Genomic DNA, 25,991 nt, shown 5'->3' with positions numbered 1-25,991 from the left:
CGAAAACTCAGGAGTCAAGGGTGGGAGGCAATCCAGGCGCGGTAGTCCGGATGCTGGCGCAGCGTGCGAAAGCAGAAGCCCTTGGCCTTCAGCCCGACGATGAGTGGCTCCAGGTTGGCGGGCGCCCACGGGTCCTTGCGCGACCAGATGCCCAGATGCGCCAGCAGGATGTCGCCGGGGCGGATGCCCGCCAGCGCCTGCGTCAGCAGCTTGGGGTTGCTGAACGTCTCGCTCGGCAACTCGTCGCCCAGGAAGCCGGCGGGCGACCAGCCCACGTGCGCATAGCCGCAATCCTTGGCAGCCGCCAGCAGCGCGGGCGAGGTCTTGCCGCCCGGCGCGCGGTACAGCGGCAGCGGCTTCTTGCCGGTGATGGCGGCCAGCCGGTCGGACGACTTGCGGATGTCGGCGCAGTACTGGGCTGCGCTCCAGACCGACTCTTTCCCGGTCTGCGGGCCGGCCGACGGCTTGATGCGAAAGCTCGGCGGCGTGCCATTGACGTCGCCGCGCCAGTAGGCGTGGTCATAGGTGTGCGAGCCGAACTCGTGGCCTTCGGCCGCCCTCGCCTTCCACCACGGCGCCCAGTGGTCGTCCAGGCTGTCGCCGTCGGTCTGGGTCCGCTCGGCGGCGGCAAAGAAGGTGACGCGCACGTCCTGGCGCTTGAGCACGTCGGCCACCAGCGGGGCGACGCCCATGTGGCCGGTGTCCAGCGTCAGGTAGACGGGCTTGTCGCAGGCGGCGGCTTCCTGTGCGCCGGCCGCAGGCACGGTGACGCAGGCGAGCGCCGCGACGGCCAAGGCGACACCAGCGGTGCGCACCCGCTCAGGTCCGCTTCGCATGGTCGAGGGTCCAGACGCCGTGCGGCGAACGGCCGACGTTGACCTGCCGCACGACCTTCTGGCTCGCCAGATCGACCACCGTGAGCTTCTTGGCCCAGCGCGAGGTCACGTACAGCGTCTTGCCGTCGGCCGACACGTCCATGCAGTCGGGGCCGCCCGGCACGTTGTAGGTGGCGACGACCTTCAGCGTGCTCAGGTCGATGCGGCTGATGGTGTTGGCCACCCGGTTGCTCACGAACACGGTCTTGCCGTCGCCGGCCGAGCGGAAGGCGTGGGCGCCCTTGCCGGTGGGGATCTTGCCGACCAGCTTGGGCTGCGCGCCGGCCACGTCGAACACCTGCACGCCGTCGCTGCCGGTGAGGCCCACGAGCAGCGTCTTGTCGTTGTGGGCGCCGAAGATGTCGGCCGGCATGGCGCCGGTGGCCATGCGCCAGCGGACGGTCTGCGTGGGCAGGTCGACGGCAATGAGCTCGTCGCTGTCCTGCATGGTGACGTAGGCCACGGTGCTGGTGTTGTCGATCCAGATGTGGCTGGGCGTCTTGCCGGTGGCGATGCGCTTGGCCAGCTTCAGGTCCTTGCCGTCCCAGCGGTACACGTCGACGTGGTTCAGGCGGTTGGCCGCCGTGACGAACCACTTCATGTCGCGCGAGAACTGCAGCTGGTACGGGTCGATGATGCCGTACACCACGCGCTGCACTTCGGCCGTGCGCGGGTCCAGGAACGTGAGCGAGTCGCCCGCCGAATTGGCCACGATGACCGACTTCTCGTCGGGCGTCATGTAGATGTGGTGCGGCTCCTTGCCGGTCGGAATGCGCTGCTTTTCGGTCCAGTCGACCGGGTTGATCACGCTCACGCTGGCGTCGAGCGAATTGAGCACAAAGACCGGTGGGGGGGCCGGCGGCGCCGCCGCGGCGGGGAGGGTCACCAGGGCTGTCAGGCAGGACAGCAGGAAGGCCGCGATGCGGCCGTTCGGTCGGGCAGGGAGTCGCAAGGGAAGGTTCCGGGAGAGGGTTAACAATCTTAACGGCCCAACCCGACAAACAGCTGACCGCCAGTGCCCCCTCACCCGCTGTCGGGCCCCGCGCCTTGACCTATGTCAAGCCGCGGCCCGGGGCACCGGCGCCCGCAGCTGAGCCACCTGCTCGGCCGTGAGCCAGCGCCATTGGCCCGGCGCCAGGTCGTCCGGCAGCGCCAGGCCGCCGATGCGCGAGCGATGCAGGCCCTCGACCCGGTTGCCGACCGCGGCCAGCATGCGCTTGACCTGGTGGTACTTGCCTTCGGTGAGCGTGAGCCGCAGGTGCAACGGGCTGTCCGATTCGCAGGCCGCCGCGCGCACGGGCTTCGGGTCGTCGTCGAGCACCACGCCGGCCAGCAGCTTGGCGATTTGCGCCTCGTCGATCGGGTGCTTGGCCGTCACCTCGTAGACCTTGGGCACATGGTGCTTGGGCGAGCCCATCTTGTGGATGAACTGGCCGTCGTCGGTCAGCAGCAGCAGGCCGGTCGTGTCCTGGTCGAGCCGGCCGATGGCCTGCACGCCCTGCACCGCGCCCTTGTTGGGCCGCAGCCGCAGCGGCGACGGCAGCAGCGTGTAGATGCTCGGGTAGGTCGAGGGCTTCTGCGAGCACTCGGTGCCGGCCGGCTTGTGCAGCATCAGGTAGGCCTTCTCGTGGCAGGCCCACTCGGTGCCCTGCACGGTGAAGAGCAGGCCTTCGGGGTCGAGGTCGGCAAAGGGATCGGTCACGGCCGCGCCGGCAATGCTCACGTGGCCTTGCTGGACCAGGCCCGCGCACACGCGGCGGGTGCCGAAGCCCTGGGTATAGAGGATGTCTTGCAGGTGCATGAAAAATGAAAAAAGCGGCCGTGCCGACAGGGGCACGACCGCCTTCAAGTGTGCCGCAGGTTCAGTACCCGGCGGCCAAGCCCGTGTTGCGGCGCGGATCGTTGGCGCCGTAGAAGCGATTCGCGCCCACCGGCTTGCCGCCCAGCGAGGGCGCGCCGACGATGATCGCCGCCAGGTGGTTGGCCGGCTGCGGCACGCCCAGGTTGTGGCCCATGTCGGTCAGGATCTTGCGGGTGTCGGGGCTGATCGCGAAGGTCTCGACGTTGGTCACGTCGGGCAGCCACTGCTGGTGGAAGCGCGGCGCATCGACGGCCTCTTGCACGTTCATGCCGTAGTCGACCACGTTCAGGATGGTGTGCAGCACGGCCGTGATGATGCGGCTGCCGCCCGGCGTGCCGACCACGAACACCGGCTTGCCGTCTTTCGACACGATGGTCGGGCTCATCGAGCTCAGCGGGCGCTTGCCCGGCTCGATCTTGTTGGCCTCGCCCTGCACCAGGCCGTAGAGATTGGGCACGCCGACCTTCGAGGTGAAGTCGTCCATCTCGTTGTTCAGCAGCACGCCCGTCTTGTCGGCCGTGACCTTGGCGCCGAACCAGTCGTTCAGCGTGTAGGTGACCGACACCGCATTGCCCCACTTGTCGGTGATCGAGTAGTGGGTGGTGTTGCTGCCTTCATGCGGCGCCACGCCGGGCTTGATGTCCTTGGACACGCCGGCCTTCTTCGGGTCGATGGCAGCGCGGATCTTCGCGGCGTAGCCCTTGTCGAGCAGGCGATCGAGCGGGTTCTTCACGAAGTCGGGGTCGCCCAGGTAGCTGTTGCGGTCCACGTAGGAATGGCGCATGGCTTCGATCTGGTAGTGCACCGACTCGGCCGAGCGGTAGCCCAGGTCTTTCAGCGGGTAGCCCTCCAGGATGTTGAGCATCTCGCAGATGATCACGCCGCCCGAGCTCGGCGGCGGCGCCGACACCACGCGGTAGCCGCGGTAGTCGCACTCGACCGGCGCGAGTTCGCGCGTCTTGTACTGGTCGAGGTCGGCCTGCGTGATGATGCCCTTGCCGGCCTGGCTCGACGCCACGATCGCCTTGCCGACCCAGCCCTTGTAGAAGCCGTCGGTGCCCTTGGCACTGATTTCCTTCAGCGTCTTGGCCAAGTCTTTCTGCACCAGCTTCTGGCCGACCGCGAAGGGCTCGCCCTTGTTCAGGAAGATGGCGCCGGAGACCGGGTCTTTCTTGAAGTCGTTGGTGGCGGTGAGCAGCATGTCGATGTCGCCCTGCTCCAGCGCGAAGCCCTTGTCGGCCAGCTGGACCGACGGGGCGATGAGGTCGACGCGCTTCATCGTGCCGTACTTCTCGCGCGCGTATTCCATGCCCGAGACCGAGCCCGGCACGCCCACGGCGAGGTGGCCGTTGGTGCTCAGGCCCTTGACGACGTTGCCGTCCTTGTCGAGGTACATGTTGGCCGTGGCGGCCAGCGGAGCCTTCTCGCGGAAGTCGAGAAAAGTCTTGCGGCCGTCGGCCAGCTGCACGGTCATGAAGCCGCCGCCGCCCAGGTTGCCGGCGGCCGGATACACCACCGCCAGCGCATAGCCCACGGCCACGGCCGCATCGACCGCGTTGCCGCCGCGCTTGAGCACATCGACGCCGACCTTGCTGGCCAGGTGCTGCGCGCTCACGACCATGCCGTGCTCGGCCGCGACCGGCGCCTGCGACGCGGCCTGCGAGGCCCCGGCCGCCGCCAACGTGAGCGCGGCCGCGACGGCGGCGCGCAATGTGGGGGTCCACTTGAAGTGCTGCATGGAAAAGTCTCCTCTGTGCGTTGGATGAAGAATGAGGGAGGGGTGAATGGTGCGGGCCGTCAGGCCGTGAGCAGCGCCTTGCGCCGCAGGCTCTGCAGCGCCTGCGCGACCTGCTCCTGCGCGAAGGCGTGGAGCGCCGACGGGTCGGTCAGCGGCTGGTCGTCCTTGAGGAAGCGCAGGCGTTCGGCGCGCACCTCGTCGAGCAGGAAAACGGCCAGCGCCTCGTGCGTGTGCGCCCCGTCGAGCAGCGGCACCAGGCTGCGCTCGAGCACCGAGAGCGACACCGGCTCGTGCCACTGGTTGCAGAGCACGGCCGACGCTTGCGATGCAGGCATGCCGGCCAGCGCGCGGCGCACGGGTGCCAGCACCTGCGGCAACGCGGACACCGACGAAGCCGCCGGCACCGGCGTGCGCCGGATGCGCAGCGCGCCCAGAATCAACAGCTCTTCGAGCATGGCGAGCACGATCGGCTCGACGGCCGCGCGCGGCTCGTCGGTGAGCGTCACCACGGCGGCCAGCAGCGCTTCGGTCGACATCGAACACGGATAGCTCGCGTCGAGCGCCTGCGCCACCGCCTTGTGCGCCGGCAGCCGCAAGGTGACCTTCAGGTCGCGCAGCGCGGTGCAGGGCTGCTCGCGAGTGTCGATGGTGAGCGCATCACCGCCATCGACGCGGAAGATGCCGGCGAATTCCAGCGCGCGCAGGCGGGGGACTTCGAGCCGGTAGCGGATGTTCGCGGCGTTGCCCTGCTTCACCAGCAGCGTCTGGCGGAAGGTGCGGTTGACCAGAAAGTCGAGGTACTGCTCCATCATCACCTGGCTGCCGCCGCATTCGCGCAACAGCGGGTCGCGCACCTTCTCGCCGTAGTTCTGCACGAACATGGTCGAGGGCTCGGCGTCGCACAGGTAGGCCAGCCCACGGGCCTCGGCACGGGCGACGAACGCCTTGAAATAGCAGGGCTCGTTGCAGGGCTCGAGGAACTCGTGCAGCAGGTAGTAATTGCCGGAGTTGCGCACGATCGGCATCGTCTCTTCGAGCGTCTTCTTGAGCACGCTGTCGGCCCGGGCCGACTGCTCCAAAAATTCGAGCATGCCGCGCGCGTACGAGAGCTTTTCTTCGGGCGTGTCGCGCGGGCCGCCGCGCAAGATCATCGCGTCGCGCACGATCTCGCGCGCCTTCCAGCCCGGGTACACGTTGTAGCTCACGTAGGCCACGCCATTGGGCGCCAGGTTCTCCGAGCAAATGCGCAGGATGGCGTCCTGCACCGGCCCCGGCACCCAGCTGTAGACGCCGTGGCAGACGATGTAGTCGAAGAGGCCGAACGAGGCGTCGATGTCGGCGATGTTGAAGGTCTTCAACTCGATGTTCGACAGCCCCGCCTGATCGAGCGCGGCGGCGCCCTGGGCCACCTGCACGCGCGACAGGTCGACGCCCACCGCGTGCGCCTCCGGGTGGCGCACCGCGAATGGAATCAGGTTGCCGCCGGCGGCGCAGCCCAGTTCCAGCACGCGCGCGGTCCGGGGCGGCGGCGCATCGAGGCCGAACAGGAAAGCCAGGGCTTCCAGGTGCTCCACGGCGGACTGGGGGAACGGGTGCGAGTCGTAGGGCACCGCATCGTAGTAGCTGGTGAGCGTGGAAGTCAGAGAGTCCGGCACGAACGTCCTTTGGGGAGCGGGAGGGGCTGCAGCAGTGCTCGCAGACTATAGCCCCGTGCCCTCGCAAAAAGAAGCCGGTGCGGGTCGACCCGCCCTCCCTCTCGGCGCGGACTTCGGCGCCTGTGCGACCTCCTTAGAATGGCCCGATGAACTGGCGCATCACTCTGTTTCCCCTGGCTTTGATCATTGCCGGCTGCTCGACGCCGCCCAACCAGATCGTTCCCTTCCGCGACGGTGTGCTGCGCGCCATGACCTACACCCAGGCCTCGGACTACTGCAGCGCCAAGGGACAGGACCCCAAGTGGCTTGGCAAGGCGCCCGCCGAATCGGGCGTGCTGTTCCAGTGCCAGTAAACAAGCCCACCGCGCACAGCTGACGCCTGCTCAGGCGTCGATATCGATCAGCGCCAGGCCGCGCTCGCGGTCGCAGGTCTTGCGCAGGCAGCCCGGCGACGCGATCAGTAGCACCTCAAGCGTCGAAGCGCGTCCTTCCGTTCGCAGCGTCAGCGCGGGGAGTTCTGCTTGCAGTCCTCGGCGGTGCCCCGGCAGTCGTCCTGGCGCGAGGGCGCGCCGGGATCGTCAACGCGGGGCTTGCTGTCCTTGTTCTCGCCGACCGGCTTGGCGTCTGCCGGTGGCTTTTTCACCATGCCGGGGTCCCGGTCGGGCGGCGCGGGTTTCACCAGCCGCGGATTGCCATGGGGAGGCGGCTTCACGAGGAACTCGGGGTCGGGGCCGGGTTGCGCCTCCGATTTGACCGGTGGTGGCGGCGGCTTGTCGGCCGACTGCGCGGCGGCTGGCCCGGCGACGAGCGACGCGACGCTGAACACAGCGATCGCAAGGCATCCGGCACACATCGATTTCGTTGGATTGCGCATGGCGTTCACCCATGCCCCGAAGCTTTCACCGGGACGCTGGCGGCGGTGTAGGCCTCGTTCGCCAATGGCCGCAAGTCAGCGTCGCAGCGGCCCCTGCCCCTTACGCGCTGCCCCAGCCCCCGCCCAAGGCCTTGTACAGGTTCACGGTGTTCACCGCCGCCTTGAGCTGCAGTTCGATGAGCTGCTGCTGCCCGGTGTACAGCTCGCGCTGCGCATCCTGGCTCGAGAAGTAGTCTTCCATGCCGCTGCGATAACGCGTGCGCGAGATGCTGGCCACCTTCTCGAGCACCTGCATGCGCGCCTGCTGCGCCTCCAGCTGCGGCTGCAGGTGGTCGCCGGCGATCAGCGCGTTAGCCACCTCGCGAAAGGCCACCTGCGCCGCGGATTCGTACCCGGCCATCGCGGCGGCCAGCCGCTCCTGGTTGGCGCTGACATTGGCGGAGCGCCGGCCCCAGTCGAAGATCGGCAGCGACACGCCCAGCACGCCGGCCCAGCTGCTGTTGCTGCTGGCGAGCAAGGTCGACAGCTCCTTGCTGACACCGCCGGCCAGCGCCGTGAGCGAGATGGTCGGCAACATGGCGGCCTTGGCCGCGCCCACGCCCGCGTTGGCGGCTTCGACGCGCGCATAGGCCGCGAGCAGGTCCGGCCGGCGCTGCAGCAGGCTCGACGGCAACCCGGCCGCGACCTGCGCCGTGGAGCTTTCCGGCCAGGGTCGCGCAGTGCCTGTCTCGGGCGGCACGGGGCGCCCGACCAGCACGTTGAGCCACTGCAGGTCCTGTGCGACACGCATGCGGTATTCCTCCTGCCGCACGCGCGCGTTCTGCAGCAGCGACTGCACCCGGTACACGTCGAGCTGCGCGGCGCCGCCGACGGCGCGGGCGCGCCCGATCATGTCGGCGTTGGCGTTCAGCGCGGTCTCGTTGGCCATGGCGAGGGCGAGCAAGGCGCGGTCGGCGCGCAGCGTGAGGTAGGCGTTCGACACCTCGCCCACCAGGTTCATGCGCGCGGCGGCGTGGTCCTTGTCGCCGGCCTCGGCGAGCGCGCCGCTTTGTTGCGCAGCACTTTGCTGCCGGCCGAAAAAGTCCAGCTCGTACGACATCACGCCCGCCTGGATGTCGAAGCTGCTCGACACGCGCCCGTCCGACGGCAGGTTGCCGACCGGGCTGAGCGAGCCTTGCGGCGTGGTCTGCGCCCGCTGGCCGTGCGCCGACAGGCCCACCTGCGGAAACAGCGAGGCGCGGCTGCCGGCATAGGTCGCGCGCGCCTCGCGGGCCTTCGCGGCATAGACGCGCAGGTCGCGGTTGTTGTCGAGCGCCGTGGCGATCAGGCCGCGCAGCTCCTCGTCCTGCACGAAGCTGCGCCAGTCCACGGGCTGCGCGCTGGGCGCCGTGGCGCCGGCCGGCCATTGCGTCGGCACCGTGAGGTCGGGCTCCTTGAGCGGCGGCGTGAGGTTGCATCCGGTCGTCACCAGCACGATGCACACGGCCAGCACCGCCAGCAGCAGTCGCAGCGACAGGCGCGCAAAGCCCGCGCCGGGCGCGCGAATCCCCGCGCTCGCCATCAGGGCCGACGCCGCTTGCCAGGGCCGCACCTGCACCGCCACGTGGCTTGGCGGCACGTTGAAGACATGGCGCACGAGGTGTTCGCGCTGCGCCTCGGTGGCGGCAAACTTCAACTCGGCGCCCGCCCTGCCGCGCGCGGCGAGGTGGGCCGACAGCCAGCCGATCGGCTCGACATGCACCTCCAGCGGCTGACCGACGCGCAGGCGCTTCAGCAGGCCCCGGCCTTCGAGCAGTGCGCCGTCGGTCGCGATGTTGACGAAGCGCGACTCGCCCTCGCCCGCGGCCGTGCGCACCCGTGTCAGTGCGCGCCAGGGAAAGCGCTCTTCCTGCTGCGGGCGCGGCAGGTCGACGCAGGCCATGAGCGCGCCCAGGCACAGCACCAGCGCGATGCCGGTCCACACGAGGTTGAGCTGGTCGCCCGGCGTCAGCGCCGCGCCACTCAGGGCCGCCATCGCGGCCGCGCCCTGCAGCGCGACGAGCAGGCCGCCGAAGACGCCCACCAGCTTCCAGTGCACCACCGTGCGCGAGCGATCGAGCCCTTTGGCCGTCACCTTGAACGGATGCCCGAAAGGCTTCAGCATCGCGCGGGCCAGCGTGCCGCTCACGGCCATCGCCGCCACCAGCTGGCTCACCTCGCTGAACACGGGCAGGCAGCGCCGCTGGCTGATCCAGTAGCTGTAGGCCCAGAACATCATGAGCGACGGCAGGCCGTAGGCCGCAAAGGCCTGCGGCGTGGCATGGAAGGCCGAGACGCCCGCATACCAGTACAACGCGGGCGCCAGCAGGATCAGCACCATGAACGGCTTGCCCAGCCAATGCAGCAGCCCGTGCACGAAGTGCAGCCGCGCCGACAGGCTGTAGCCGCGGCCGAGCAAGGGCCCGTTGGGCAACAGCGCGAGCTGCACGGTGCCCAGGCACCAGCGGCTGCGCTGGTTGATGTAGTCGATGATGCTCTCGGCCGACAACCCGTTCGACAGCCGCTCGCCCAGCCAGCGCGTGATGCGGCCCCGGCGCAGCAGCAGGTAGGTGGTGTGGATGTCCTCGCACACGCTGCCGACCGGGAACCCGCCGGCCTCGGTGATCGCGTCGCGCCGCACGATGAACGAGGTGCCCACGCAGAAGGCCGAATCGACCGCGTCCTTCGCGGGCTGCAGCACGTCGAAGAACACGCGCTGCTCGTCGACCCAGCTGTCGGTGGCGCGCAGGTTGTGCTGGATGGGGTCGGCGTTGTAATAGAACTGCGGCGTCTGCACCACCCCCACGCGTTGGTCCTCGAACAGGCCGAGCATGCGGTAGACGATCTGGCGCTGCGGTGCGAAGTCGGCGTCGAGCACGAGGATGAACGGCGCATCGGTCACGCCCGCGGACAGGCGCAGGCCGTTGTTGAGGTTGCCGGCCTTGGCGTGGCTGTTGTCGGGCCGCCGCGCGTAGTGCACGCCGCGGCGCTCGCAGTAGTCGCGCAGCCAGTCGCGCCGCGTGTCGTCGAGCACCCAGACGTTCAGCCGCGGGTAGTCGATGGCCTGCGCGGCGATGATGGTTTTCTCGAGCACGGCCAGCTCTTCGTTGTAGGTGCAGATGAAGACATCGACGGCCGGCACGTCCTCGCCACGCGCCCGCAATGCGGCCTCGCCCCGGTCGGCCTGCGCACGGTTGTCGCGACGCCGCATGAGCATGTGGATCGACATCAGCGTGTAGACGATGGCGGTCAGCTCGAAGCACAGGAACACCCACGCGAACAGGGTTTCAAAGCCCAGGTCCGAGGGCGGCATCGTCGCCACGATGCGCCAGACGGCGTAGCGCAGCAGCAGCAGCGCCGTCAGCGCGCCAAACAGCACGCGGTGGGTGATGCGCTCGACTTTGGCCCAGGACATGAGGAGCAAGGCGAGCCCCCCGACCAGTGCGTTGAGCTGGAATTCCGGAGTGGCGATCAGGCTGGACATGATGGAACGGCTCCTGAGGCAATGGTCTTGCCGGTGAAGGGGTTGAAGCCCGTGGCGGCCAAGGCGATCCAGGCGGTCGCGCCGAGGTGCGGCCAGCGGTAGTAGAAGAAATCGGCACCGGTCGAATCGGGGCCGATGGCCAGGCCGGTGGAGATGCGCGCGCTCGGCGTGGCGTAGTACAGGCCGTTGCCGGCGCGCTGCGAAGCGAGCAGCTGCCACAGCGCGTCGGGTGCCGCGCCCTTGCGGGCCACCAGCGTGGCGGCGGCCTGCGCGCTGCCTTCGGTCCAGATGCCATCGGGCTCGCGCGAGAAACCGTAGCCCGCGCCGGAGCGGTGGTGCTTCTCCACCCAGTCGAGGCTGCGACCCCACGCGCACGAGCCCTCGGGCGCCGCGAGCAAGGGCCACAGCTGCGTGTCGAGGCCGGAGCCTTCGGTGGAGACGGTGGCGCCATCCTCCTTGGTGCCGATGTGGAAGCGCTGCTCCGACGGGTTCCACATGCGGCCCACGAAATCGAGCGCGGTGCGCGCCTGCCGTTGCTCCGCTGCGTCGGGCTGGCCATCGGCGCGCGCCGCGCGCGCGGCCCATGCGGCGGCCATCGCGATGTCCAGGTTGTGCTCGGTCGACTTCCAGGTCTGCGCACGCTGGGCGTTGTCCCATCCATGGCGCCCGCCGTTGTAGCCGTCGGGTCCGTTCTTGGCGCGCGTGTTCTGCTCGGTCCAGGCCAGCAGCCGGCGCGCGGTCGCCAGGTAGGCGGGCGTCGGCTCGGCCTGGTGCAGGTTCAGCAGCAGCAGCGCGGCCCAGGCCACGTTGCCGGTGGCGGTGCTGACCTGGTACGCGTCGGCGATCCACTGCTTGCGCCCGGCGTCCCAGCGGCCGGGCAGCGCGGGCTTTTCCTCGGTGACCGGCCCGGCGCGGTAGGCGTTGCGCACGCGGCCGTCGGGCATCGACTGGTCGTGCGCCACGGCGCGCACCACGGCATCGCCGATGCGCCGTGCGGCAGCGCGGTCGCCGCACGCGAGCAGCGCGATGCCGGCCAGCGCGTTGTCGTAGGTGAAGCCGGCGCCCGCCAGCGCGGGCTCGAACGGCGGCTCGCCGGGCGCATTCGCCGGGCGGTAGCTGGTCAGGAACAGCGGCCCCGAGGCCGCGCTGCCCTGCTCCTGCGTGACGGCGCGCCGCAGGCCATCGCAGCTGTCGCGCGCAAGGGCCTGCTGCGTGGGGCCGGGCGAAGGTGCAGCAGCAGCCGCAGCCCCGACAAGCGCGATCGATGCAGCGGCGCAGCGCGCCCCTCGGACGAGCGAAACAGGAATCGGCATGGCACTCTTACCTGCTGTGCGCTCAGGCCTTGGCCAAGCTGGCCGACACCACCTTGCCCGGCACGCACAAGGTCTGACGGCTTCCGTCGGCGGACTGCGGCGGCTCGGCCGCCTCAATGCGCGCCACGGCGTAGATCGAGCCCTGCTCGGCAAACGGGAAGGGCACGCTGTACGTGCTCTGCAGCGCGTCGGAGGCCACGGGCAGCAGCTGCTCGACGCGCGCCGGCACCGCGACGTTTTCCGCCACCTTCACATCGAGCATCGAGCCGACGCTCAGGCGCTTGGCCAGCCGCGCGGGAAACACGGCGACGACGCCGATCCGGCTGCAGTCGGTCACGCGCACCAGCGACGCACCCGCCGTGACATAGGCGCCCTCGGGCGTCAGCACCGTGTGCACCATGCCGGGCTGGGTCGCCTTGACTTCGTAGGCGGCGAGCTTTTCGACGCGGCGACGCTCTTCTTCCTCGAGCTGCGAGATTTCCTTGAGCTGCTTGTAGATCGCGGTGCCGTCCTGGCGTGCGCGGTCGGTGCTGTTGCGCAGCGCTTCGCGCCGGCTGGCGAGCGTCTGGAACATGCTGTTGCCCCCGGTGCCCACGAAGGCGCCCTGCCCCGCGCTCGCCACGGTCTGCGCCTGCCCCGCGAAGGCCTGCTCGGCCACCGCCGCGGCGGCGCGCGCGGTGCTCAACTGGGCCTCGGCCGCGTTCATCACCTGTTCGCTGATGGCGCCCTCTTTCAGCAGCGCTTCGTTGGTGCGCACCTTGTTCTCCTGCTCGGCGACCATGCTGTGCGCCACGTCGCGCTGGCGCTGCGCGATCTCCCACGCATCCCAGGTCTGCGCCAGCGAGGCCTGCCGCGTCACCTGCGCCTGCTGGCCGATGGAGCGCATCTCCTGGCTGTCGGTCTTGTACTGGTTGCCCAGCTGCGCCATCTGGCTCTGCAGGCCGAGGCGCTGCGTGGTCAGCGTGGTGAGGATCTCCTGGCTGACGGTCGGGTTGCGCACCGTCGCCACCAGCGTGCCGGGCGCCACCGCGTCGCGCGAGCGCACCGCCATCTGCGTCACCACGCCGTTGATCGGCGAGGTGACGATGCCGACCGGCGCCTGCAGCACGGCCCGCGTGGCCTGCGAGGACATCAACGGTTCGACCAGCGTGGCGACCATGAGCCACAGCACGAAGGCCAGCAGCACATAGCCCGCCAGCTTGGGAACGAGGGCGCCTCGCTGGCGTCGGCGCCGGCCGCGCCCGGCACGCGCATGCGGCCTGGCGGGCTGTCGGCCCGGTTTCGATGGAGAAGAATTGGATCTGAGCACTCGCATAGCCACCTCTTGAAAACGTCGATGGCCTGCCATGTCCGGCATGCCCTCAGATGAAGAAAAAAGTCTTGACGCACCCCTGCCCGATCGCAGGTCCGCGCCTTCGATTTCTCGTGCTGCGGTGCAATAAAGTTACGCCCAAAGCGCGGCGCGAGCTGCTTCCGGGAGAAACAATATGTGCGAACTTCACATCTACTTTTCGGCCCCGGACCGGGCGAAGTCCTACATTGGTTTTGCTGCGCGGGGGGGTTGACACGGGCCGGGCGTGTCGGCACGCCGGACCACCGCGCGATCCCGTTTGTCTCGGGAGGCGCCGAGGGCCCGGTCCGATGAAGGCTGCGCTGCGCGCGCGACGCCGACAACGCGGCTTGGGCGCCGCGCTCAACAGGCCGTAACGATATTGCCGCGATTGGTCACAGCCGCCGCAGGGGCGGTGTGGCGGGCACGCATCAGCGCCTGCCATGCCCCTCTCGTGGACAGGGCCGACAGCCGATGCGCGGCCTGCGCCTACCTCGCGCGCTGTAAGACGGCAGGAGCATGCTTTCAGGTCGCCTCGTGCATGTCGCGCCGCGACGGCCTCTCTCTACAAGGAGCCACCCATGCAAGACTCACGCATTCCGGCCGCCCTGCTGGCGGCCCAGGGCAAGACCTCTTTTCCCGGCGCCTCGGCGGCGTACGCCGCTGCCCGGCAGGCGCTGCTGGCCGAAGAAATCGAATTCCGCCGGCACATGACACGGCTGGGCGAGCAGCGGCGCGCGCTGCCGCCGGGGCCCGTGATCCAGAAGGACTACCGCTTCAAGGACGAACAGGCCTTCGAGGTCGGCCTGGCCGATCTCTTCGGCGACAAGGACACGCTCGTCACCTACTTCTGGATGTACGGGCCGCAGCGCGAGCGCCCGTGCCCGATGTGCACCAACTGGCTCGGCGCGGTGAACGGCAACGCGGCCGACATCAAGCAGCGCGTGGCGCTGAAGATCCTCGGGCGCTCGCCGGTGGAGCGGCAGTACGCCTTCGCCCAGGAGCGCGGCTGGCGCGACCTGAACTTCGTGCAGACGGTCGGCGACGACTACGCGAAGGACCTGGGCGTGCTGCTCGCGGACGGCAGCGAGTACCCGGCGCTGGTCGTGTTCAAGCGCGACGGCGAGAAGGTGCGGCTGTTCTGGGCCAGCGAGATGTCGCGCGAGATGGCCGACCCGGGCCAGGACCCGCGCGATGCGCCCGACATTGCCTCGCTGTGGTCCGTGCTCGACCTGACGCCGGACGGACGCGGCACCGACTGGTACCCCAAGCTGCAGTATTGAGCGCTATCGAGCGCGCTCAGTCCGCAAGACTGACGCGCACCTCACACCCCGGCGGCACCAAGATCTCATCGCAATTCGGCCCCACCCCGCCGCGGTCGATCACCACGAAGCTGGCCGGCTGCTGCGTGACCACCAGCGGGTGGTGCCAGACGCCGCGCGCGTAGTTCACGCCCTGCCGCCCGTCGGTGACGAAGGCGCGGATGTCTTCCACGCGCACCGTGTCGCCCGCCGGCGCCACCACCACGAGAAAGCGGCTGCCGTCCATCGGCACGAAGGCCTGGCTGCCCAGCGGATGGCGCTCCAGCATGCCGACCTGCAGCGGCATCGCGTAGGGCTGGGTCTCGAAGATGTTCACCAGCACGCGGCTGTCGCCGGGGCCCGGGTCCACGCGCGCCAGGTCATGGAAGCGCGTGGTCATGCCCGCGTTGATCGACATCGAGCGGCTGTGCGCGCTCTCGATCACGTCGCCGAACGCGGCGAAGGCCTCGCGCGTCAGCGGCTGCGCAACGAGCGCGAGCGACGCGGGCGTGCCCGGCGCCGGGGGCAGGAAAGTGGGGCTGGCAATCGTCAACGGAAACTCCTCGGCATTTGGTCCAACTGGTACTACCAGTATCCTTGCGATGCATCCGAACAGTCAATCGCCTGGCGTCAGGGAAATCGCTAGTGTCCAATGGCGCGTGAGGCCTTAAGGTCTCGGTCGCGTTAAATCATACCGGTAATACCAGTTAATCCACCCCATCGACGCCTTCGAGGACCGCCCATGTCAACCACCACCCTTCATGCGCCGCTGCAGCCGGCCACCACCTCTGCTGCAGCGGAGAACGCGCTCTACAAGAAAGTGGCATGGCGGCTCATGCCGTTCCTGATGCTTTGCTACGTGGCCGCCTACCTGGACCGCGTGAACGTCGGCTTCGCCAAGCTGAACATGCTCAGCGACCTGCAGTTCAGCGAAACGATGTACGGGCTAGGCGCAGGCCTGTTCTTCATCGGCTACTTCTTCTTCGAGGTGCCGAGCAACCTGCTGATGCACCGCATCGGCGCCAAGGCCACCATCTCGCGCATCATGATCACGTGGAGCCTGATCTCGGCCGCGATGATGTTCGTGACCACGCCCACGCAGTTCTACGTGCTGCGCTTCCTGCTCGGGGCCGCCGAGGCCGGCTTCTACCCGGGGATGATCCTGTACCTCACCTACTGGTTTCCCTCGCACCGCCGCGCCAAGATGGTGGCGGTGTTCATGTGCGCCATTCCGGTGTCGGGCGTGCTGGGCGGGCCGCTGTCGGGCCTGATCATGGAAGCCATGCACGGCATGGGCGGGCTGCGCGGCTGGCAGTGGCTGTTCCTCATCGAGGCGCTGCCGTCGCTGGTGATCGGCCTGCTGGTCATCGTGTACCTCGACAACAGCATCCAGGGCGCACGCTGGCTCACGGCCGAAGAAAAGGCCGTGCTCGCGCGCAACATCGCCGCCGAGAACGCCACCAAGGGCGGCACCAGCCACATGACGCTGCGCGCGCTGTTCGCCGACCGCCGCATCGTGAAGATGGCGCTGATCTGCTTTTGCACGGTGATGGGCCAGTACGGCCTGACCTTCTGGCTGCCCACGCTGGTGCGGCAGTCGGGCGTGTCGGGCGCGTTCAACATCGGGCTGCTCACGGCCATTCCCTTTGCCGTGGCCATCGTCTCGATGCTGCTGGTGAGCCGCAGCTCCGACCGCATGCGCGAACGCCGCTGGCACCTGATCGTGCCCTTCTGCTGCGGCGCGCTGGGCCTCACGCTGAGCGCGATCTTCAGCCACAACGTGTACCTCTCGCTGGCCGCACTGGCCCTGGCCGCGGGCGGCAGCCTGGCGACGTCGCCGCTGTTCTGGAGCCTGCCGACGGCCATCCTGTCGAGCGCGGGCGCAGCAGCCGGCATTGCGCTCATCAACTCCTTCGCCAACCTGGCCGGCTTCGTGAGCCCCTACATGATCGGCCTGATCAAGGACGCCACGAAGAGCACCGACATCGCGTTGTTCGTGCTGGCCGGCGTGCTGCTGTTCGGCGCTTTCCTCACCTACACGGTGCCGGCGAAGCTGGTCAACAAGTAGGGAAGGCCCGGGGTGCGGCCACAGTAAGATTTCCAGCTCCCGCCACTGCCGTACTTCGAACCGAAAACCGCCCATGCTCGCCTCCCCCGCCGTTGCCGCCACCGCCGCCCGCCTCATCCAGCAGCGGATTGCGGACGGCACCTACGCGGCCGGCGGGCTGCTGCCTTCGCAGCGCGACCTGGCCGAACAGCTCGGCATCAGCCGCACCTCGCTGCGCGAGGCGCTGTCGACGCTGCAGGGCACGGGCCTCGTCATTCCACGCCCCGGCAAGGGCATGTACGTGGCCGAAGACGGCGGACAACAGGCGCCGGCGGCCTCCCCGGCCTGGAAGTTCGCGACCTCGCATTCGCTGCAGGACGTGTACCAGCTGCGCTTCGCGGTCGAGAACTTCACCGCGCGGCTGGCCTGCCTGGTCATCGAGGCGGACGACCTGGCCGCGCTGCGCGCCAACGCACAGGCCATGCGCGCCTGCATCGACGCCGGCGATTTCACGCAGGCCACGCAGCTCGACTTCGACTTCCACATGCAGATCATCGGCATCGCGGGCAACCAGGCCATCGCCGAGATCCTGCACAACAGCGCCGAAGTGATGCAGGAGAGCCAGCGCCTGCCCTTCTACAAACGCGGCGCGCGCCATGCCACCTACGACGAGCACATGGCGATCATCGAAGCCTTGGCGCAAGGCAACCCGGCGCTGGCGCAACAGGCGATGACGCAGCACATCGTGCAGGCCGCGCAGCGCGCGGGGGTGCACTTTCCGACGGGGCTCGAGGCGGCTTCGGCAGCGGCCTGACGCTTCAGCCCCGCGTGTCGAAGGCGATGCGCAGCACCTCGAACCGCTCGCTGCCGGCACCGACATAGACATAGACATAGACATGGACAACCTGACCGGCCCGTCGGCCGATCGGCCTTTGCACCACCGGCCGGACGGCCGCCCGGTGCCTGACGCATGAAACTTTGGCTCACTGGCCGTCAAACCGTAGTCCAAAGCTTTCACTCCAGCGCAGTGCGCAGGACAATGCGGCCTTGATGGTGGTCGGAGGCGCCGCCTCCGATCCTGTTGGCATTGCACTTTCAGGACAACACACAGCGGCATGGAACAACGGCTGGAATGGGCCCTGGCGGCCTGCTCGCGCATCCTTCGCCCCGTGGTGAAGCTCGCCCTCGCGATGGGGGTCAAGCACCCCCACCTGGAGGAGTTGCTGCGCGACCTGCTGATCGAGGAGGCGCAGCACTCCTGGCGCAGCCAGGGCGTTCCCAGGCCCAACCTGAGCCAGCTGTCCGTCACCACCGGCCTGAACCGCAAGGCCGTGACCGCCAAGGTCCGCGCCACCGTCGACCCCCTGCCCCACACCGAACTGTCGGCCGCTGCCAAGACGTTCACGCTGTGGCTGCAGATGCTGACCGAAGACGCTTCGTTCCGGCGCCTGCCCGTCACGGCGGGCCACACGGCGCCCTCCTTCGAGGCGGTCGCGCGCCTGAGCAGCCGTGGCAACGTTCACCACCGCACCATCCTCGATGAGCTGATCCGGTTGAACATGGTGACCGAGAACGAAGGCATGGCCGAACTCACCGCCGACGGTTTCGTGCCCGTGCAGGACCTGCAGTCCATGCTGGCGTTCCTGGGCGACAACGGCCGCGACCACCTGCTGGCGGCCGTCGCCAACACGCTGGGCGAGCAGCCCCGCATGCTCGAGCGCGCGGTGTACGCGCGCGGGCTCTCGCTGAACGATTGCGAACAGATCCACCGCCTGGTGCGCGAACGTTGGTCCGAACTGCACCACGAGCTTGCACAGGAAATGGCGCAGGCGGTCGAACGCGCGCCGGATCGCGCCAACGGGCGAATCCGGGTCGGCATCTACACGTACTACGAAGACGAGGGTGCGCGGCCCCCGCCCCCGCCCACGTCCTCCTCTGAAAGCGAGCGCACATCATGAGCACGACAAAGACACCCCGCCGGCTCATGCTCGGCTTGTTCTGCGTCGGCCTCGTGGCCCTGCTGATGTCCTGCGGAGGCGGTGGTGGCGGCAGTGGCCCGGCGGCGAACCTGGGCCTGGGAGCGGGCACCGCGATCGGCGGTGACAGCCCGAGCGGTACGGGCACGGGCTCCGGCGGGGATGCGACCGGCACTGGCACTGGCACTGGCACTGGCACTGGCACTGGCGACACCGCCAGCAGCAACCCCGACGGCTCTGGCGTCGGTTCGGGCGGCACCGGCGTGACGGCGGATGCCGCCGGCATCGGCGCGGCGGACGGCCTGGGCAGCATCATCCTGAACGGCCTGCGCTACAACACGGACACGGCCGCCATCACGGTCGAGGACGCCACCGAACTCCAGATCGGCATGAGCGCACGGGTCGCCGGCAAGGTCGACCCCGACTTCACCCGCGGCGTCGCGACCCAGGTCGTGTCGGGGGCCGAACTGCGCGGCGCCGTTTCGCGCATCGATGTGGGCGCCGGCAGCTTCGTCGTGATGGGCATCAGCGTGACCATCGATTCGGCCACGGTCTGGGCCGATGCGAGCGGGCTTGCCAGCGTGGCCGACGGCCGCCTCATCCAGGTGTGGGGCCTGCCGGGTGCGCCGGGCACGCTGCGTGCCACCCGCGTGCAGATCACTCCCACGCTGATCGCCCCACTGGTCACGGGCGCCATCCAGAACCTCGATGCGACGAACCAGACCTTCACGCTCGGCCAACTCACGGTCAGCTATGGCGGCGCCAGCTTCGCGGGCATCAACGCCTCGTCGCTGGCCAACGGCGTCATCGTGCGCGCCCGTGGCACCACCGCGCCGGCCGGCAGCGCGTTCACTGCGACCGGGGTGGAAGGGTGGTATGCGATACCGGTGAGCAACGGCATCGCCGTGCAGCTCGCGGGGGTCATCACCGATTTCGCCTCGGGCGGCACTTTCAAGGTGCTGGGCACGCCGGTGGACGCCACCGATGCGCAGATCACGGGCGGCCCGGCCAAGTCGCTCGGCAACGGCGTGAAAGTCGAGGTCGACGGCTTCATGTCCGGCGGGGTGCTGGTCGCCAAGAAGCTGCGCATCCGCAACGTGCCGGGCACGGGCGGGCCGGCCTCGTTCACGCTCATCGGCGCCATCGGCGGCTATCAGTCAGCCGCCCATTTCCGGGTCCAGGGTCAGCCTGTGGACGCCAGCGGGCCGGGTACCGTGTTCGAGAACGGCACCGCCGCGAACCTGGCCAACGGCCAGCGCGTGACCATCGTGGGAGACCGGGTGGTCGACGGCGTCCTGATCGCCCAGCGGGTGACATTCACCCCTTGACCTGAGTCGCCGGCGGGGCTCCCCGCCGTCCGGTCGCATCGCCTGCCCCTCCGGGCGGCCGGCGACGCCGGGGACTTTCACATTCCGTTCAAGACCGCTGCACCGCGGCGGGCCTGCGCGCACGCGGGTTCGGTAACACCTTTCCCCTCTTGTCTCAAGATTTGTAGCATTTGTACGAAAAAGGGACTAAAGTGAAAAAATCACATTCACAACAATGGTGGCTTCCGTGGCCAGCCGGCGCCGCTGACATCGCAAGGAGCATCGCATGCCGCTCACTCTCCTTCTTCAGCTTCTGAACAAGCACTTTCCGGTCACGCTCACTGCGGAAGCAGACATCCGGCATGCCTCGGTGCTGGTGGCGACCGGCCTCATCGAAGCCGAGTTCCACGTCGACAACCTCGGCTATCAGCGGTACGAAAGCGCCCAGGTCTTCGCCATCACGGACGAAGGGCATGCGGAGATCGCCATGCTCGGCAGCGGCGGGGCCTGCGTTCATGAAGAACGCCTCCAATGGGCCGTCATGCCGCTCGATTACCTGCGCAGGATCGGCAACTCGGCCTTTCCCCTCCATACCGAAGACCCGTCGGAGATCAACTCCGTGGCGGTCCTGGAAGCGGCCGGCATGGTGGAGGCCACCCTGCCGCCGATCTGCCGCGCACGGCAGAAGCTGCGGCAGGCGACCGTCCTGCGGGTCACGCCCCTGGGACGGACAGCGCTGGTGCCGCGGCGGCACTGAGCCGCCAAAGTCCGGGTCACGCGGCGCCAGTTCTGGCGCGTGGATGGAGAGGCGCGTCCGCCGCGCCCGAACGCCGCCGCCCCCGCGCTCCGCCTCTGCACACCTCCATGAAACGGGTACCCGTCTGCCGTGCAGCGGCCCCCGGCCGAGGCGAAGCCTCCTCGTGCGGCAATGGAAAAGCCCGTCGACAACACAACTGTCACCAAACGCAACAGACGTCACAGATCATGCGCAGGGTGCATCGCTCATTGCTTTCGAATACCAAAGCAGTAATGTGAAACCTTCACATACACCAAGTCGCCGGCAAGCAAAAAATGAACGCCAAGCTGTTACAGCCGAGTTCCGACGCCTGCGGCGCATGACACCGTTCATGCAAAGGATGCCTTGTCATGCGCGCCCCCGTCTCCGCCCCGAGCCTCGACAGCAGCCTGTCGACGGATGCCCTCATGGCCGCCCGCATGCGGCTCGTGCTGTCGATTTCGGCGGTGCTGGCGATGGCGGTCGATGCGGGGCCGACCCGGCAACCGGTGGCCAGCGCGGTCTGGCTGGCCTTGTGCGGGTACCTCCTGCATAGCGTGCTGGTGCACGCCTGCACGCAGAGGGGCTGGCGCCATCTGCAGGGCAAGGCCGTTCACTGGTCCGACGTGCTGTGGTTCACGCTGATCGTCTTCGTGACGGGCGGCGTGCAGAGCCTGTTCTTCCTGTTCTATTTCTTCGCCATCCTGACCTCGTCGTTCCGCTGGGGCTTCGAGGAAGGTGCCCGCGTGACGATCGTCTCGGTCGCGTCGTTCGCCGCCTGCGGGCTCGGCACGAGCACCGGCGACGATGCGCCGCAATTGCTGATGCGCACGACCTTCCTGCTGGCACTGGGCCACATGATCGTGCACTGGGGCGGCTCCAAGCTCGTCCTGCAGCGGCGCCTGGCCCTGCTGGGCGACATCAGCCAGCTGTCGAACCCACGCTTCGGCGCGGGCCGCACCATCGCCCGCACGATGGAAAAGACGCTGGCCTTCTTCAAGGCCAGCCATTGCATCCTCATGATGCGCGACACCGCCACCGGCAACTGGACCCTGCGCACGCTGCGCAAGGACGACACCTGCGAGCACGTCGGTGTCGAGACGCTCGGGGGCATCGCCGAGTCGCCGCTGATGGCGCTCGAACATCCGCACACCGTGCTGAGCAACCGCCTGCCCTGGCCCCTGAACCTGTTTCTTGCGCGCAGCCACATGCACGGACCCGGCACGATCGGCTGGCGCCCCGAAGACTGCGACAGCGCCCGGCGCAGTGCCGCCGTGGCCGCCATGCTCGAGGCCCGCGCGTTCATCAGCGCCGCGCTGCCGCTGCGCCTGGGCGAGGGGCGCGTGTTCATCTCGTCGCGCAACGGCCACTTCAGCAAGTCCGATGCGCTGTTTCTCGCGCACCTCATGGAGCAGATCTTCCCGGTCATCGAGACCATCGAGGTGCTCGACCGCATGGCCTCGGAAGCGGCCGCGACCGAGCGCCTGAAGATCTCGCTGGACCTGCACGACACGGCCGTGCAGCCCTACATCGGGCTGCGCATGGGCCTGTGCGCCCTGCGCAAGAAAGCCGCCGCCGACAACCCGCTGCTCGAGGACCTCGACAAGCTCGCCGAGGTGGCGAACGGCGTGATCGCCGACCTGCGGCGCTTTGCCGGTGCGGTCAAGGACGGCCCGGAAAGCTCGTGCGGGCTCGTGCTGCCCCAGCTGTACCACCAGGCCGCGCGTGTCCAGGGGCTTTACGGCATCGAGATTTCGGTGAGCGTCGAAGGCCAGGTGCGCCTTGACGACCGGATGACCGCGGAGGTCCTGCAGATGGTGGGCGAAGGCCTGAACAACATCTGCAAGCACACGCAGGCGCGGCACGGCAGCGTGCGCATCGACTGCCGCGACGGCCGCTTGCACCTGCGCATCGAGAACGAAGGCGGCGAAGAGAACTTCACGCAATTCCGGCCACGCTCGCTCAGCGAGCGCGCAGCGGCACTCGGCGGCCGCGCACAGGTCCACCCATGCACCGGCGGCGGCACCGCGGTGCTGATCGACATCCCCATCTGAGCAACAACGCACGACGACACCCCGAGGAGCGCCTCATGCAAACCGAAGAAGCCCGTCCCATCGGCGTCCTGCTGGTGGACGATCACCAGACCATGCTGTGGGGGCTGTCCCGGCTGATCGACGGCGAACAGCCGCGCATGAAGGTCGTCGCCACCGCCGGTTGCTGCGACGAAGCCGTGGCGCACACGCAGCGCCTGGCCCCCGACGTCATCGTGCTAGACCTCGACCTGGACGGCCATTGCGCCCTCGACATCCTGCCGCAGCTGCTGTCGAACGAGGTGTCGCGCGTCGTCGTGCTGACGGGCGAACGCGATCAGCGCACCCTGGACCTCGCGGTGCTGCGCGGCGCGCGCGGCGTGTTGCGCAAGGACGCCTCGGCCGAGCAGGTGCTCGAGGCGATCGAACGCGTGCACCACGGCGAACTCTGCGTCGACGCCCCGACCATGGGCCGCGTGCTCTGCGAGCTCACCTCGGTGAAGAAACCGCCGAAGGTCGACCCCGAGTCCGCCAAGCAGGCCAGCCTGACCCTGAAGGAGCGCGACATCGTCCGCACCGTGGTGCGCGGCAGCGGCGCCTCCAACAAGACCCTGGCCGAGCAGACCTTCGTCACCGAACACACGCTGCGCAACCATCTCACGTCGATCTACCAGAAGCTCGGCGTAGGGAACCGGCTTGAGCTGTACATCTACGCCGTCAAGCATCAGCTCGACGCCATGGCGCACTGACACGCGCCCGACCTTTTTTTTTCGTCTTCCAGCCCGCGCTCGATGCGACCGGCATCCGTCGCTCACGCCAACCGGGGCAAGCACATGGTGGATCACAGGCTCATCAGTTCTGGCGACAAAGCCTCCGCCGGTGTCTGCGCGCCGGCCGCGAGGCTGTGGCCGGACTTCCTGGTGGGCCAGGAGCACTCGCCTGTGCGCGTGCTGCTCGTCGACGACGACGAGTACATGCGCCGGGTGATCGCCCAGGAGCTACTGTCGGACCTGCGCATCCAGCTCGAAGGCCAGGCCGACAGCGTTCGCGAGGGGCGCAGGCTGCTGGCCACGCACACCTTCGACGTGCTGATGCTCGAACTCCAGCTCGGCGACGACATGGGCTTCGAGTTGATCGCCGAGGCACGCCGCCTGCACCGCAACAGCGAGGTCATCGTGATCTCCTCGCTCGAGGACGATGCCCACGTGCTGCGCGCTTTCGAACTGGGTGCCATGGGGTACCTGCTGAAGAACGCCTGGCTGCAAAGCTTCGCCGATGCGGTGCTGCACGTGGTGAACGGCGGCGCCGCCATCACGCCACGGCTCACGCGGCGGCTGCTGCACCGCCTGGACTACCACCCCGGCGAACCGTTCGCCGAATACGCCTCCCCGCCGCCGAGACCGCCGCCGCGCGACATGACGCTGACGCCGCGCGAAAGCGAGGTCCTGCGCTGCGTGGCGTCGGGCTACGCCTCGGCGGAAATCGGTGCCAGGCTCGGCATCACCGGCCAGACGGTCAATGTGCACATCAAGAGCATCTACAAGAAGCTGCACGTGCATTCGCGCGCGCAGGCGGTGAACTTCGCGGTTCACACAGGCTTGATCTGAGCGGCAGCGCCCCCGTGAACGCCAGGCTTCGCCAAGGCCGGCATCGTCCGGGCGCCCGCCAGGCTGCCCCTAGATGTGCAGCGCGGCCAGTGCGCCGATCACCACGCCTGCAGTGGCAACACCGTACATGGCGCGTTCCACCCACTTCTTCCGGGTGAGCAGCGCAATGGCCGCCAGCGCGATCGAAACCTGCAACACCGTGGTGGCCTGCGCCCAGCGGTGGTGCTGGTGCATCTGCTCCTCGGATTGCGCGTCCCAGCGGCCGGCTTCGTCCTCCAGCTTCTTGGCAGCGGCCTGGATGTCCGTCTTCTCCTGCTCGTAACGCGTGACCTTCTTCTCCCATCCCTGGCGGCGGCCGTCGTCGGTGGCGGTGTCGCGTGCGAACTCGGCCAGCGCCTGCTTGGTGCTTTTCGACTGGAAGTAATTCCACTGGTTCGAGGCCTCGGTCTTCTTGATGGCCGCGTTGTTCTTGTAGAGACCGGCGTTGGCCTGCGTGGCCCCGCCCATGTACGAAAAGATCGCACCCGCGGTCGCGATGGCCGCTGTGATCACCGCGATCCTGCCCGTCGTGCTCATGCCCTCTGCGGGAGAAGCCGCGCCCTCATGCCCGTGGCCATGGCCGCTGGAAGCGGCATGTTCGAGTTCGTGATCGTGCGGGCCGTGCACATGAAAGCCGTGTCCTGACATGTCGTTCTTTTCTTGGCGTTGTTGTTATGGAAATTTGAGGGGCGCGCGAGTATGCCCGGCCTTCATGACGAGATGCCTCGGGGAAAGTCCTGTCGGCCCTGATGCATTGGATGCGCCCGTGCCTGGCCTCAAGCGCAAAGCACTTCGCGCAGGTGTTCGACGAAAGCGCGCGCCGCATCGGGAAGGCGCCGACCGGCCATGCTCTGCACCTCGAAATGCCGCTCGTTCATCTCGCGGTCGCGCAAGGGGAGTGCAACGATCGTGTGGTTCTCCAGTTGCTGGCGCAGTGCGAGCTCGCCGCAGAAAGTCACCGCCTGGCCGTGGGCTGCATAGTGCACCAGCGGGTAGAGGTGGTCGCTGGTCAAGGCCGCCTCGAGCGGCAGGCGCTGGCGGGCGCAGCTGATGTTGAGCAGTTGACGCAGCGTCGACGTGCCGGCCGGCAACGCGAGCGGGTAGTTCACCACCTGCGCGAGCGACACCTGCCGCCGCGTGGCCAGGGGATGGGACGGCGACATGATCGCGCGCACGGGCGAGGGGTATCGGATCTCGACGTCCAGGCCGTGCTCCGAGCCCAGGCTCACCGTCACGCCGAGGTCGACCAGGCCTTCGCGCACGCGGCGCGCCACTTCGCGCTGCACGCACATGTCGAGCGAGAAGCGGATGCCGGGACAGCGCGCCTGGAACGCAGCCACCAGGGCCGGCAGGAACTCGTAGGCGAAGCCCTCCGTCGCGGCCAGGCGCACCTCGCCCTTGCGCAGCCCACGCAGCGCGAGGATGTCGTCGGTCACGCGCTCGATGTCGAACCAGGCCCGACGCGCGTGATCCGCCAGCAGCTCGCCGGCTGAATTGAGCGCCATGCCGCGGGCGCGTCGTTCAAACAGGAGGGTGTCGAGCTCGCGCTCCAGCCGACCGATCTGGCGGCTCACGGCCGAAGGCGCCACGTTCAACCGTGCAGCCGCTTCGGTGACCGAGCCGACGCGCGCCACCTCCAGGAAGTAGCGCATCGACTCCTCCTGGAGCACGCGCTGGTTGATCGGACGGCTCGCGCGTGCGCCGGCTTTTTTGGCGGCTGACAGCTTGACGGTGGAGGGTTTCATCGGCGCTCTCTGCGTT

22 protein-coding genes are annotated in these 25,991 nt (G+C 68.6%); 10 read left to right on the top strand and 12 right to left on the bottom strand.

What is annotated here, in order from left to right:
• Positions 1-14: 14 nt before the first annotated feature.
• The 5 genes from CLU95_RS24580 to CLU95_RS24560 all read right to left on the bottom strand — a co-directional run bounded on the left by CLU95_RS24580 (position 15) and on the right by CLU95_RS24560 (position 6,129).
• Entirely contained in the window at positions 15-836 is an 822-nt protein-coding gene (locus CLU95_RS24580; RefSeq protein WP_099796008.1) for a polysaccharide deacetylase family protein, read from the bottom strand.
• Complete coding sequence (locus tag CLU95_RS24575; RefSeq protein ID WP_099796007.1) at positions 820-1,827, bottom strand: YncE family protein; 1,008 nt, start codon at positions 1,825-1,827, stop codon at positions 820-822. Before CLU95_RS24575 ends, CLU95_RS24580 begins: the two co-directional genes overlap by 17 nt.
• Positions 1,828-1,932: 105 nt before the next feature.
• Positions 1,933-2,676 carry a pseudouridine synthase gene (locus tag CLU95_RS24570; RefSeq protein ID WP_099797466.1) on the bottom strand — a complete coding sequence of 248 codons (744 nt, stop codon included), beginning with the start codon at positions 2,674-2,676 and terminating at the stop codon, positions 1,933-1,935.
• 61 nt (positions 2,677-2,737) lie between these two features.
• Positions 2,738-4,474 carry a gamma-glutamyltransferase gene (ggt, locus tag CLU95_RS24565; protein ID WP_099796006.1) on the bottom strand — a complete coding sequence of 579 codons (1,737 nt, stop codon included), beginning with the start codon at positions 4,472-4,474 and terminating at the stop codon, positions 2,738-2,740.
• Positions 4,475-4,533: 59 nt separating this feature from the next.
• Positions 4,534-6,129 carry a class I SAM-dependent methyltransferase gene (locus CLU95_RS24560; RefSeq protein ID WP_099796005.1) on the bottom strand — a complete coding sequence of 532 codons (1,596 nt, stop codon included), beginning with the start codon at positions 6,127-6,129 and terminating at the stop codon, positions 4,534-4,536.
• Positions 6,130-6,275: 146 nt separating this feature from the next.
• On the opposite strand from CLU95_RS24560, the gene CLU95_RS24555 reads away from it, so the two are divergent.
• A complete protein-coding gene (locus tag CLU95_RS24555) occupies positions 6,276-6,482 on the top strand; it encodes a hypothetical protein (RefSeq protein ID WP_099796004.1) in 207 nt (68 codons plus the stop codon).
• 149 nt (positions 6,483-6,631) lie between these two features.
• Here CLU95_RS24555 and CLU95_RS24545 read toward each other — a convergent pair whose 3' ends face one another.
• The 4 genes from CLU95_RS24545 to CLU95_RS24530 form a co-directional block, all read right to left on the bottom strand.
• Entirely contained in the window at positions 6,632-7,003 is a 372-nt protein-coding gene (locus CLU95_RS24545; RefSeq protein ID WP_143606058.1) for a hypothetical protein, read from the bottom strand.
• A gap of 100 nt (positions 7,004-7,103) precedes the next feature.
• Positions 7,104-10,505 (bottom strand): efflux transporter outer membrane subunit, encoded by a 3,402-nt coding sequence (locus tag CLU95_RS24540; RefSeq protein WP_099796002.1) that lies wholly within the window; start codon positions 10,503-10,505, stop codon positions 7,104-7,106.
• Entirely contained in the window at positions 10,493-11,818 is a 1,326-nt protein-coding gene (locus CLU95_RS24535; RefSeq protein WP_099796001.1) for a hypothetical protein, read from the bottom strand. The genes CLU95_RS24540 and CLU95_RS24535 overlap by 13 nt, the downstream gene beginning before the upstream one ends.
• A gap of 22 nt (positions 11,819-11,840) precedes the next feature.
• Positions 11,841-13,133: an HlyD family efflux transporter periplasmic adaptor subunit gene (locus CLU95_RS24530; RefSeq protein ID WP_099796000.1), complete on the bottom strand. Its 1,293-nt coding sequence runs from the start codon at positions 13,131-13,133 to the stop codon at positions 11,841-11,843.
• Positions 13,134-13,729: 596 nt separating this feature from the next.
• Here CLU95_RS24530 and CLU95_RS24525 point away from each other — a divergent pair.
• The gene (locus CLU95_RS24525; protein WP_099795999.1) at positions 13,730-14,431 is read left to right on the top strand and encodes a DUF899 family protein; all 702 of its coding nucleotides are present in this window, start codon (positions 13,730-13,732) and stop codon (positions 14,429-14,431) included.
• 16 nt (positions 14,432-14,447) lie between these two features.
• On the opposite strand, the gene CLU95_RS24520 is transcribed toward CLU95_RS24525, so the two are convergent.
• Complete coding sequence (locus CLU95_RS24520) at positions 14,448-15,002, bottom strand: ureidoglycolate lyase (protein ID WP_257214719.1); 555 nt, start codon at positions 15,000-15,002, stop codon at positions 14,448-14,450.
• 189 nt (positions 15,003-15,191) lie between these two features.
• Between CLU95_RS24520 and CLU95_RS24515 the strand changes: the two genes are divergently transcribed.
• From CLU95_RS24515 to CLU95_RS24480, 8 genes are all read left to right on the top strand, one after another.
• Positions 15,192-16,517, top strand: a complete 1,326-nt coding sequence (locus CLU95_RS24515; RefSeq protein ID WP_099795998.1) for an MFS transporter — start codon at positions 15,192-15,194, stop codon at positions 16,515-16,517.
• A 73-nt stretch (positions 16,518-16,590) separates the two neighbouring features.
• Positions 16,591-17,310 (top strand): FadR/GntR family transcriptional regulator, encoded by a 720-nt coding sequence (locus tag CLU95_RS24510; protein WP_099795997.1) that lies wholly within the window; start codon positions 16,591-16,593, stop codon positions 17,308-17,310.
• Between the two features lie 301 nt (positions 17,311-17,611).
• Positions 17,612-18,454: a DUF6502 family protein gene (locus tag CLU95_RS24505; protein WP_099795996.1), complete on the top strand. Its 843-nt coding sequence runs from the start codon at positions 17,612-17,614 to the stop codon at positions 18,452-18,454.
• Positions 18,451-19,800, top strand: coding sequence for a DUF5666 domain-containing protein (locus tag CLU95_RS24500; RefSeq protein ID WP_099795995.1), 1,350 nt, complete (start codon positions 18,451-18,453; stop codon positions 19,798-19,800). The genes CLU95_RS24505 and CLU95_RS24500 overlap by 4 nt, the downstream gene beginning before the upstream one ends.
• 265 nt (positions 19,801-20,065) lie before the next feature.
• Positions 20,066-20,536 carry a hypothetical protein gene (locus CLU95_RS24495; RefSeq protein ID WP_099795994.1) on the top strand — a complete coding sequence of 157 codons (471 nt, stop codon included), beginning with the start codon at positions 20,066-20,068 and terminating at the stop codon, positions 20,534-20,536.
• A gap of 389 nt (positions 20,537-20,925) precedes the next feature.
• Complete coding sequence (locus CLU95_RS24490; RefSeq protein WP_099795993.1) at positions 20,926-22,608, top strand: sensor histidine kinase; 1,683 nt, start codon at positions 20,926-20,928, stop codon at positions 22,606-22,608.
• 35 nt (positions 22,609-22,643) lie between these two features.
• The gene (locus tag CLU95_RS24485; RefSeq protein ID WP_099795992.1) at positions 22,644-23,333 is read left to right on the top strand and encodes a response regulator; all 690 of its coding nucleotides are present in this window, start codon (positions 22,644-22,646) and stop codon (positions 23,331-23,333) included.
• 84 nt (positions 23,334-23,417) lie between these two features.
• Positions 23,418-24,191: a response regulator transcription factor gene (locus CLU95_RS24480; protein ID WP_099795991.1), complete on the top strand. Its 774-nt coding sequence runs from the start codon at positions 23,418-23,420 to the stop codon at positions 24,189-24,191.
• A 69-nt stretch (positions 24,192-24,260) separates the two neighbouring features.
• On the opposite strand, the gene CLU95_RS24475 is transcribed toward CLU95_RS24480, so the two are convergent.
• Positions 24,261-24,878: a DUF4337 domain-containing protein gene (locus CLU95_RS24475; RefSeq protein ID WP_099795990.1), complete on the bottom strand. Its 618-nt coding sequence runs from the start codon at positions 24,876-24,878 to the stop codon at positions 24,261-24,263.
• Positions 24,879-25,006: 128 nt separating this feature from the next.
• A complete protein-coding gene (locus CLU95_RS24470) occupies positions 25,007-25,975 on the bottom strand; it encodes a LysR family transcriptional regulator (RefSeq protein WP_099795989.1) in 969 nt (322 codons plus the stop codon).
• Positions 25,976-25,991: the final 16 nt, after the last annotated feature.

Source organism: Variovorax sp. 54 (assembly GCF_002754375.1).
In the GTDB taxonomy this organism is placed as follows: Bacteria; Pseudomonadota; Gammaproteobacteria; order Burkholderiales; family Burkholderiaceae_C; genus Variovorax.
The sequence above is the reverse complement of the archived record's forward strand: the minus strand, read 5'-3'. Positions and strand labels throughout refer to the sequence as shown.